The organism is Mesorhizobium sp. M7A.F.Ca.US.005.03.1.1 (assembly GCF_003997975.1).
Classification (GTDB): Bacteria; Pseudomonadota; Alphaproteobacteria; order Rhizobiales; family Rhizobiaceae; genus Mesorhizobium; species Mesorhizobium ciceri.
In genome coordinates this window covers 20,508-28,086 of the sequence record NZ_RZRO01000084.1, presented here as the reverse complement: position 1 = coordinate 28,086, position 7,579 = coordinate 20,508, and the positions used below count along the sequence as shown (strand labels likewise).

Annotated in this window: 12 protein-coding genes; 8 read left to right on the top strand and 4 right to left on the bottom strand. The window is 60.0% G+C overall.

Translation table 11 applies throughout. The features are described from left to right. Positions 1 to 375, top strand: a 375-nt coding sequence (locus EN990_RS26830; protein WP_127388427.1) for a hypothetical protein, incomplete at its 5' end; no start/stop codon positions are given. A 144-nt stretch (positions 376 to 519) separates the two neighbouring features. Here EN990_RS26830 and EN990_RS26825 read toward each other — a convergent pair. Then, complete coding sequence (locus EN990_RS26825; protein WP_127385886.1) at positions 520 to 789, bottom strand: hypothetical protein; 270 nt, start codon at positions 787 to 789, stop codon at positions 520 to 522. Here EN990_RS26825 and EN990_RS26820 point away from each other — a divergent pair. The 3 genes from EN990_RS26820 to EN990_RS36315 all read left to right on the top strand — a co-directional run bounded on the left by EN990_RS26820 (position 779) and on the right by EN990_RS36315 (position 2,582). Further along, on the top strand, positions 779 to 961 hold the full coding sequence (locus EN990_RS26820; protein WP_024504929.1) for a hypothetical protein: 183 nt from the start codon (positions 779 to 781) through the stop codon (positions 959 to 961). The two genes, EN990_RS26825 and EN990_RS26820, sit on opposite strands and share 11 nt — an antisense overlap. Positions 962 to 1,970: 1,009 nt before the next feature. Then, entirely contained in the window at positions 1,971 to 2,357 is a 387-nt protein-coding gene (locus EN990_RS26815) for a hypothetical protein (RefSeq protein ID WP_024504930.1), read from the top strand. A gap of 33 nt (positions 2,358 to 2,390) precedes the next feature. Beyond that, entirely contained in the window at positions 2,391 to 2,582 is a 192-nt protein-coding gene (locus EN990_RS36315; protein ID WP_338101346.1) for an RES domain-containing protein, read from the top strand. Between the two features lie 427 nt (positions 2,583 to 3,009). Here EN990_RS36315 and EN990_RS36735 read toward each other — a convergent pair whose 3' ends face one another. Together EN990_RS36735 and EN990_RS36730 are read right to left on the bottom strand one after the other, a co-directional pair. After that, positions 3,010 to 3,312 (bottom strand): hypothetical protein, encoded by a 303-nt coding sequence (locus tag EN990_RS36735; RefSeq protein WP_064992511.1) that lies wholly within the window; start codon positions 3,310 to 3,312, stop codon positions 3,010 to 3,012. Further along, positions 3,309 to 3,770, bottom strand: coding sequence for a hypothetical protein (locus tag EN990_RS36730; protein ID WP_164766163.1), 462 nt, complete (start codon positions 3,768 to 3,770; stop codon positions 3,309 to 3,311). Before EN990_RS36730 ends, EN990_RS36735 begins: the two co-directional genes overlap by 4 nt. 78 nt (positions 3,771 to 3,848) lie before the next feature. Here EN990_RS36730 and EN990_RS26795 point away from each other — a divergent pair, with 78 nt between their 5' ends. The 4 genes from EN990_RS26795 (at position 3,849) to EN990_RS26780 (ending at position 6,645) form a co-directional block, all read left to right on the top strand. Next, on the top strand, positions 3,849 to 4,031 hold the full coding sequence (locus EN990_RS26795; RefSeq protein ID WP_127367837.1) for a DUF3606 domain-containing protein: 183 nt from the start codon (positions 3,849 to 3,851) through the stop codon (positions 4,029 to 4,031). A gap of 18 nt (positions 4,032 to 4,049) precedes the next feature. After that, positions 4,050 to 4,826 carry an exodeoxyribonuclease III gene (gene xth / locus EN990_RS26790; RefSeq protein WP_064992509.1) on the top strand — a complete coding sequence of 259 codons (777 nt, stop codon included), beginning with the start codon at positions 4,050 to 4,052 and terminating at the stop codon, positions 4,824 to 4,826. 113 nt (positions 4,827 to 4,939) lie between these two features. After that, positions 4,940 to 5,608, top strand: coding sequence for a DUF6088 family protein (locus EN990_RS26785; protein WP_064992982.1), 669 nt, complete (start codon positions 4,940 to 4,942; stop codon positions 5,606 to 5,608). After that, positions 5,605 to 6,645, top strand: coding sequence for a nucleotidyl transferase AbiEii/AbiGii toxin family protein (locus EN990_RS26780; protein ID WP_127371275.1), 1,041 nt, complete (start codon positions 5,605 to 5,607; stop codon positions 6,643 to 6,645). The genes EN990_RS26785 and EN990_RS26780 overlap by 4 nt, the downstream gene beginning before the upstream one ends. Here EN990_RS26780 and EN990_RS26775 read toward each other — a convergent pair. Then, the gene (locus EN990_RS26775) at positions 6,632 to 7,525 is read right to left on the bottom strand and encodes a hypothetical protein (protein ID WP_348629619.1); all 894 of its coding nucleotides are present in this window, start codon (positions 7,523 to 7,525) and stop codon (positions 6,632 to 6,634) included. The two genes, EN990_RS26780 and EN990_RS26775, sit on opposite strands and share 14 nt — an antisense overlap. Positions 7,526 to 7,579: the final 54 nt, after the last annotated feature.

The following is a 7,579-nucleotide window of genomic DNA, read 5'->3' as shown; positions in this document are numbered from 1 at the left end:
AGTTCCAGCAGCATGAAGAACGTGGTTGCCAGCATTCGGGAGGGGCTCGCTTCACAGGGCGAGCCTGGTTTCGAAGCTGGGCGTGGCCCTGTGGACAGTCGTTGTGCTGGCGGCAGTGTTTTTCATTGTGCACGCCTGAACCGCTCGGTGGCGGGCGAGAACCAAGAGGACTCGGAATATGGCAACCGCTACGCGCTTCGGATGGACCATCCGGACAGCTGGACCATTTTCGACGTCTTCACCGGCCAGCCCGCCGAGTCCGGCCACAAGGTCATGGTCGGAGTTAATGCTGGTGAAGCGGACGAGATGGTCAGACGGTTGAACGATCAGGACGCCAAGCGGCGGGACGAGGCCGACCCGACTGACCTGTGCTGACAAACCGGCAAGCTGCTGGAATGATTCGCTAACCAGCTGTGGGTGTGTACAGTCGCATTGTCGCCGGCCGGGACATCGGTACCGGCGCTTGAGAGCGACCATCGCTTTCCCGCCCCTCGATGGGAGCCGCATTATGGACAACGATCATTCGGCCGATGCTATTTCAACTTTTGACTGCAATATTCTGCGCGACGCGTTCACAACTCGGTCATTGAAAAGCAGATCCCCGAGGATCAGTTGCAGGCCTACGCTGTGCTTTTGATCCGCGACTCGGCAACTCCGATTTTGGTTCAGCACTGCTGGCCTGGATCGTAAAGAAATTAACTTTGTCGCCGTGCCTAACTTGCCGGAGCGGACATCTGCTCGGCGCTCGCTTTCATTTTTGCCTGAAAGGATAATGAGCATGAGATACATGAAAACTCCGGACGCTCCGGTCGTAACGATGGAGCCAATCGTCGAGGCCGCAAAAGTCCTATCGAAGCGGCTGACGATCAGAAGCGACGAAGCCGCAAGACGAAAGATCGCCGACACCGACGGCACGATGCGGCGGGCGCGCCAACTTGCGGAAAGCAATCGCCTGATTTGATGAATTGACGCCAACGTCCTGCCGCGGTTGACGCTTATTACGTCATGCGCGTCGGCACGTTACATCTATAACCATATTTCGCTCCAGGAGATATTGACCTCGCCAAGGCCGTCGGCGACTCGCATCGCGACATCATGCGGTGCTGCTGGCCAATCCATTCGCAGTCTTCTGGAGGTGGCCCCGGCGATGCATATCTTGAGCCTAAGACGCCCATTTCAATGCAAAATATGCGTCTTCTATCGGGCGACCGTGCAACCCCGTTTGAGGGCGGAGATTGGGGCGCGAAGCCGCCGTCCCACTCAGCAACAACCCCAACCATCAGTGGAATCGGTTGCCACTGAAATCGAAATTGAACTGCACTAATTCCCATACTCGAGTTTTGCGTATAGTTTGTTGACGGGGAGGACTTTATACGTGGGGGCGGCGCGCTTTCAACAGACAGCACGTCGCCATCTACGTCACTGGGGTCTATCCCGAAGACACGCAGGGTTCCCTCTCCGCCTGAAAAGTCTGCACTTTCGCCGCATGCGTTACCCAGCACCGCATCGACGAGCTGAGCGTTGGCGTGTCGTGGGCAACGCCCTCGAAGGAGCGGAGACGAACCACATATGGATCGACCGCGTCAGTCTCATTTTGAGGCGAAGCGGAATCACCGAATGATCCGTGTGAACAAGGAGCGACACTACCCCGTACTAGCGCCCCCTCATTCTTCGGGGGATAGATTCACCCACCAAATTCTGAGAATGCTGGCTTTTAGTAAACCGCGAGACTGATCTCACGGCCAACACAAACGGCAATCCCAACGCCAGCATCGCTAACAACCAGTCTGCTTTCGGCAGGAGGTTAAGTCGGACGGAATGACCGAGATGAAGGCGCATTGCTGCCGCTAGCTAGGATCCGCTACGAGGATGGGGAAGCACAAGCAGTGCGCTGGAAAGGCGTCAGGCTGTTCTTTCTATGCCTAGGAATGTGCGTATATTGTGCGTAAGAGAGAGGTCGGAGATTTGTAATGACCCACGCACAGCTGGCCCAATCGAAAGTGGTCTCAGGTTTTGTCGACAGCCTGCAGGAGCCGCGCACGCCTTATATCTCGCCGAAGCGCCTGTCGCAGGCGCTTGGCGTGAAGGTGGCCAACCTGGCGCAGTTGACCGGCGTCCACCGCAACACGCTGCGCAATCCCTCGTCGGAGCGCCTGCAGGGTCGGATGCGCGAGATGGTGAAGGTGATTTCGGCCGCAACGGAACTCACCGGCGACGTCAAGAAGGCGATCTTTTGGTACCGCAATAAACCGATTGCCGACTATGGTCATCGCACGGCTGCCGAACTCGTCGCGGACGGCCAGGTCGAGGCAGTCCTGGCCTTCATCCGGGATTTCGAAAATGGGGCGCGTGGGTGAGGATCACCCGAGTCGGTCCAGACGAATCGCTATCTGACACCCAAATGGGCTTTCCTGCCCATCAGCGGTGCAGGCGCGGCGATCGACGGCGGTCGTTTCAACCGGCCATGCGTCGAAGCACTCTATCTGTCTCGTTCGACCCAGACGGCTCTTGACGAATACAAGCAGGGCGCCAGCATCGTCCCGCCGGCAACGCTTGCCGCCTACAAGATCACGCTCGCCTGAGGTGGCGGACCTTTCGCAGGGATTCGACCCGGAGATCTGGGACAGCGCTTGGCAGGAATGGGATTGTGCCTGGCGCCAGATCGCTCGCATCGACAAAAGCGTCACGCCGGTGGCACCAACCTGGTGGTCTTTCCGGCCAGTCTTGTCGAAGGCGATAAGGTCACCGTCCATGATCCCGATCACCGGCTGCCGCACGACCAGTCGTCCTGGCCGTAGGGATCGACTGTCTCTGGGATCACAACGCGACGACGCCCCCCGTCACGGCGCTTGGTCCCCAACGAGACCGTCCTCGCCGTCGCCCTCCCCGCTAGCCAGCCCAACCGGTATATCGCCGGCCAGCAACTTCTCCTTCGACAGGAGGCCTGAGTGAACCCCGTCCCCACCCGACCGCGGTAAACCAGCTTCCCCTTCTCATAGGTGCCGAGGATCAGCGAGGCCATGCTTCGGCCGGTGTCGTTTGGGCGGTAACCACAACGACGAATTCCTGTCGTTTGGTGCATTTGATCTTGAGCCAGCTGGTCGTGCGGTCGCCGATGTAACGGCTGTCGGCGCGCTTGGCGATAACGCCTTCGTGGCCACCCTCGCACATGGCGTCGAAGACTTGTCTGCCCCGGTCGACGATGTGGCCGGAAAACTGCAGGCTGTCGCCAGCGTCGCGGTCTCCAAGGAGTAACTCCAGCCTCTCCTTGCGATCGAGAAGCGGTCGGTTCGACAGGTCTTCGCCATTCATTTCCAACAGGTCGAAGGCGTAGACTTGAGCGGCATGCCCGCGGCAATTCCGGTTTTCAGCATGGAAAAATTGGTGCGGCCCTGGCTGTCGATCGCGACAATCTCGCCGTCGATCAGTGCAGAGTCTTTGGTTAGAGCCTGAAGCGGCGCCAGGATCACCTTGAACTGTCGTGTCCAGTCGTGGCCGTTGCGGGTGTAGACCACAACTTTAGAGCCGGAAATCGAGACTTGGGCACGATACCCGTCGAACTTCATTTCGAACAGCCAATTGCTGCCCACAGGTATGGCGTCTGTCAGGGTGCAGAGCTGGAACGGACGAAATGCTGGCAGCGAATATGTAGGGGTAGATTCTGAGTCCCGGCGCCGAGAGCGCTTTTTGCTGAGGGCGGCCTCTACGGCCGGCATGCGGAACTCGAATACATGGCTGGATTCAATACCCTGAATGGCATTCGGTTCCAAATCGGTGTTTCCAGATATTGAACCGGAAGAGTCCGGCTGCGTTGTTGGGTCTGGAATGGCAATCTTTTGGAGGATGAAATGCCCAATACTGGAACAACACGTGGACGCAACCAGGACCGCGCGAAGGTCGCTGGGGGGCAGGATCACGAAGTGAAATACGAGGCGGGTAAGACCGGAGCGAGCAAGGCCGACGTGAAGTCAGCCGTGAAATCGGTCGGGAACAGGCGCAAGAAGGTCGAGGATAAGCTAGGTAAGAACTGAACCACGGGGTCCGGCTAGATGCTCCGGGTTGCCACGTTCAATGTAAACGGCGTCAATGGTCGTCTGCCGGTCCTCATCGCGTGGCTAAAGGCCACGCGCTATGACGTCGTCTGCCTTCAAGAACTCAAAACCTCGGACGAGAAATTTCCGGCCGAGGCGATCGGCGATGCTGGCTATGGCGCGATCTGGCACGGCCAGAAATCCTACAACGGCGTCGCTATCCTGGCTCGCGGAGCTGACCCGATCGAGCGCCGACGCGGGCTTCCTGGCGACCCTGACGATAGCCATAGCCGCTATATCGAGGCGGAGATCAGCGGGCTCGTCGTCGGCTGTCTCTACCTGCCAAACGGAAATCCCGCCCCTGGTCCCAAGTTTGACTACAAGCTGCGCTGGTTCGACCGCCTGATTAGCTACGGCCAGGATCTGCTCAAAGCGGGAGCGCCGACCGTGCTGTGCGGCGACTACAATGTCGTTCCAACTCCGATTGATGCCGTGGTGCCGCGACGATGGATCGGCGATGCGGTTTACTTTCCCGAGAGTCGCCAAGCCTATGCCGCGATGCTCGAGGACGGCTGGATCGACGCGGTCAGGCGCATCCATCCGGAAAAGGGGGTCTATACGTATTGGAACCACTCCTATGGGGGCGGCTACGACAAGAGTTCTGGCCTGCGGATGGACCATCTGCTGGTCAGTCCCTCGTTGTCGCCCAAGCTTCGCGATGCCGGGGTGGATGTTGAGACGCGAGGGTGGGAGAAACCGAGCGATCATGCGCCGGCCTGGATCGCGCTTGAATAACCCGAGTTTGAGCGGCTGCAGTGGTTCCAGATTTCGCGCTTTGTCCGAAATTTGTAGCATTCTTCGGACGAAGCTCGCTTGCCATCGTCCGAAACTTGTCGCATATTTCGGACATGACAGCGGTCGAACACGACACCGATATTCGCTCTCGCGTGCTCGCGCGCATCCAGTCCAAGCCCGAGGAGGTCTGGACACCCGGCGACTTTGCCGATCTCGGCACCCGTTCCGCGGTGGACAAGACCCTGCAGCGACTGGCAGCGGCTCAAGAGCTTCGCCGGATTGACCGCGGTCTCTATGACCGCCCGCGGACCAATACTCTGACCGGCCGCGCCACCGTGCCGGACTATCGCGCCGTGATCCGGGCGGTGACACGCCGCGACAACGCGCGCACCGTCATCGATGGCATGACGGCCGCCAACGATCTTGGGCTTACGACGGCCGTACCCGCGCGGATCGAGGTACTGGTCGATGCGAGATTGAAGCCGATCAAACTCGGCAGCCAGGAAATCTATTTCAAGTATGCGGCGCCGAGCCGCCTTTATTGGGCGGATCGACCGGGAATGCGGGTCGTCCAAGCCCTGCATTGGATGCAGGATATGCTGACCCAAGACAGCGAGCGCAAGCGGATCGAGACTGCTTTGCGCCGCCTGCTTTCCGACCCCAAGCACGGCCAGGCGATCCGCGAGGATCTGCGCGCCGGTCTTTCAGCCGTCCCGATCTGGATGCAGGAGTTCCTCCGCCAACTCCTCAACACAACAGCTGGGCCGGAGGGCAAGCCATGACGACCGCCGCCTACCGTCAGATTATTGCCGCACCGCCGCGTGATCGGCTCGATCTATTCCTCGCCACGGCCAACCGCATCGGCGCGCCGGTCGGGAATGTCGAAAAGGACTTCTGGGTCTGCTGGACCCTCAACGCGCTTTATCACGAACGGCCGGCAGGAGAACCGCGGCTGCTCTTCAAGGGCGGCACGTCGCTGTCGAAGGGCTACGACCTCATCAAGCGCTTCTCCGAGGATATCGACGTCACCGTGTTCCGCGATGACCTCGAGGAGCCTGCGTCGGTCGAAGAGCTGGAGGCATTGTCGAACAAGAAGCGCCGCGCCAAACTGGACGCGATCCGAGATGCCTGTCGCGCCTATATCACCGGCCCGCTCAATGCGTTCCTCGCCGCCCAGTTGACAGAGGTCACCAAAGGGGCGGGGCGCGTGGAAATCGATGACGCCGATCCCGATCGGCAAACCCTGCTGCTTTGGTATCCCGAAGTGGAGCCGCGCGATGGCGCCTATGTCCGACCGGCGATACGTCTTGAATCCGGCGCAAAATCAGCGCTCGATCCCCATGGGCCTCTTACGATTACTCCCTATGTCGCCGAGGAAGCAGCCGGCGTTGACCTCGCCGTGCCGGACGTCACCACGATCGAGGCGACGCGGACCTTCTGGGATAAGGTGGTGATCGCTCATGGGCTGCGCCGCTGGTATGAGCGGCGTGGTGAACTACGGCAGGAAGGTCAGCGCGTCTCGCGGCATTACTACGATTTGCACTGCCTCATGCAGTCGGAAACCGGGAGAGCGGCGCTCGCCAACCTCGATCTTGGCGCCGATTGCGTGCGTCACGCGCGCATGTTTTTCGATCGGCCGGACTATGATCTTGCCTCGGCAGTGCCGGGGACCTTTGCGATCGAGCCCGCGACCAAGATGGTCGATGCGCTTGCGCGCGACTACGCCAACACGACTGCGATGATCTTCGGCACCCCGCCAAGCTTTGACGGCATCCTAGCCTCGGCCCGGCAGATCGAGCAGAGCATCAACGGCGGGTAATTGTTCGCAGCCGCGTCCGCCTTCTCTCCAATGCGCGAGCCATCTTTCTTGCGGCCCTCAAATCGTCGAGAGTCGGCTGCCACCAAACTGCTCCATCGATCTTCGTCTTGGATCGCGAGGGCCAGGTCTTGATGAGCTCATCGAGGTCGGCGGGACGCCATCGCCCCCAGACATAATTATGGTGGTCTGGAAGGTCGGAGTAGTGGGAACGAAGTATCTCGCCGTCGACGGAGTCACCATCGCATCCGACGAAGACGACGACACCAAAGCTTCGTGTCATTACGGGCCGGCCAAAAGGTGGAAGATCGGCGGGGTCGAGCGGATAGCGCCTGCGGCGGCGTTCTATAGCACGTGCACGTGACGCCAGGTCTTGCGGAGACCCGCGCCTCTGCGCCGCGCGCTGCTTTCGCGCTTCGGGCTCGTTGCGAATGGCGGCAGCCTCGATTTCCGCCCAGCGTCGATGCAGTTGTTCGTAGGAGCGAAAAGGCACTGTCCAAGCGCGCCTGTCGGGATCCCAGGACGCAAACGGCACGTCGCGCATCGTGTTTACCACCGAGCGAGAATATGGTGTTTGCACCTCCAGCCGATCCTGGTGCACGAGCAGGTACTTGGAAACGATAGGATCGAAGGCGTAGGCGTCGCGTCCCCTGCTGTCAGCATGCACGTTCGATCCGGCTAATTCTTGCTCCAGCCAACGATTGAAACGCCGAGCGGCGGTCTTTCCCGGGACAAACCAGGCCTTGAGTTCATCGCTCCAACGGGCCCGGGGAAAACTCTTCCGGAAGCGTTCGACGGTGATCCTGTCATAGGGGAACGAAGCCGATGCGCCCGTTGGGACATCGTCATTGGAACTCGACCCATCCGTTCTCTTCATGATCATGGCGCGCCGCACCTCACCGCATCTCTGCCAGGAGAACGCTTTACGAAGGCGCAA

Excerpts from the sequence above, each read along its gene's own strand:
- EN990_RS26820 (WP_024504929.1), top strand. The coding sequence starts at position 779 with ATGAGATACATGAAAACTCCGGACGCTCCGGTCGTAACGATGGAGCCA.
- EN990_RS26825 (WP_127385886.1), bottom strand. The coding sequence starts at position 789 with ATGTATCTCATGCTCATTATCCTTTCAGGCAAAAATGAAAGCGAGCGC.
- EN990_RS26815 (WP_024504930.1), top strand. The coding sequence starts at position 1,971 with ATGACCCACGCACAGCTGGCCCAATCGAAAGTGGTCTCAGGTTTTGTC.
- EN990_RS36735 (WP_064992511.1), bottom strand. The coding sequence starts at position 3,312 with ATGAATGGCGAAGACCTGTCGAACCGACCGCTTCTCGATCGCAAGGAG.
- EN990_RS26795 (WP_127367837.1), top strand. The coding sequence starts at position 3,849 with ATGCCCAATACTGGAACAACACGTGGACGCAACCAGGACCGCGCGAAG.
- xth (WP_064992509.1), top strand. The coding sequence starts at position 4,050 with ATGCTCCGGGTTGCCACGTTCAATGTAAACGGCGTCAATGGTCGTCTG.
- EN990_RS26785 (WP_064992982.1), top strand. The coding sequence starts at position 4,940 with ATGACAGCGGTCGAACACGACACCGATATTCGCTCTCGCGTGCTCGCG.
- EN990_RS26780 (WP_127371275.1), top strand. The coding sequence starts at position 5,605 with ATGACGACCGCCGCCTACCGTCAGATTATTGCCGCACCGCCGCGTGAT.
- EN990_RS26775 (WP_348629619.1), bottom strand. The coding sequence starts at position 7,525 with ATGATCATGAAGAGAACGGATGGGTCGAGTTCCAATGACGATGTCCCA.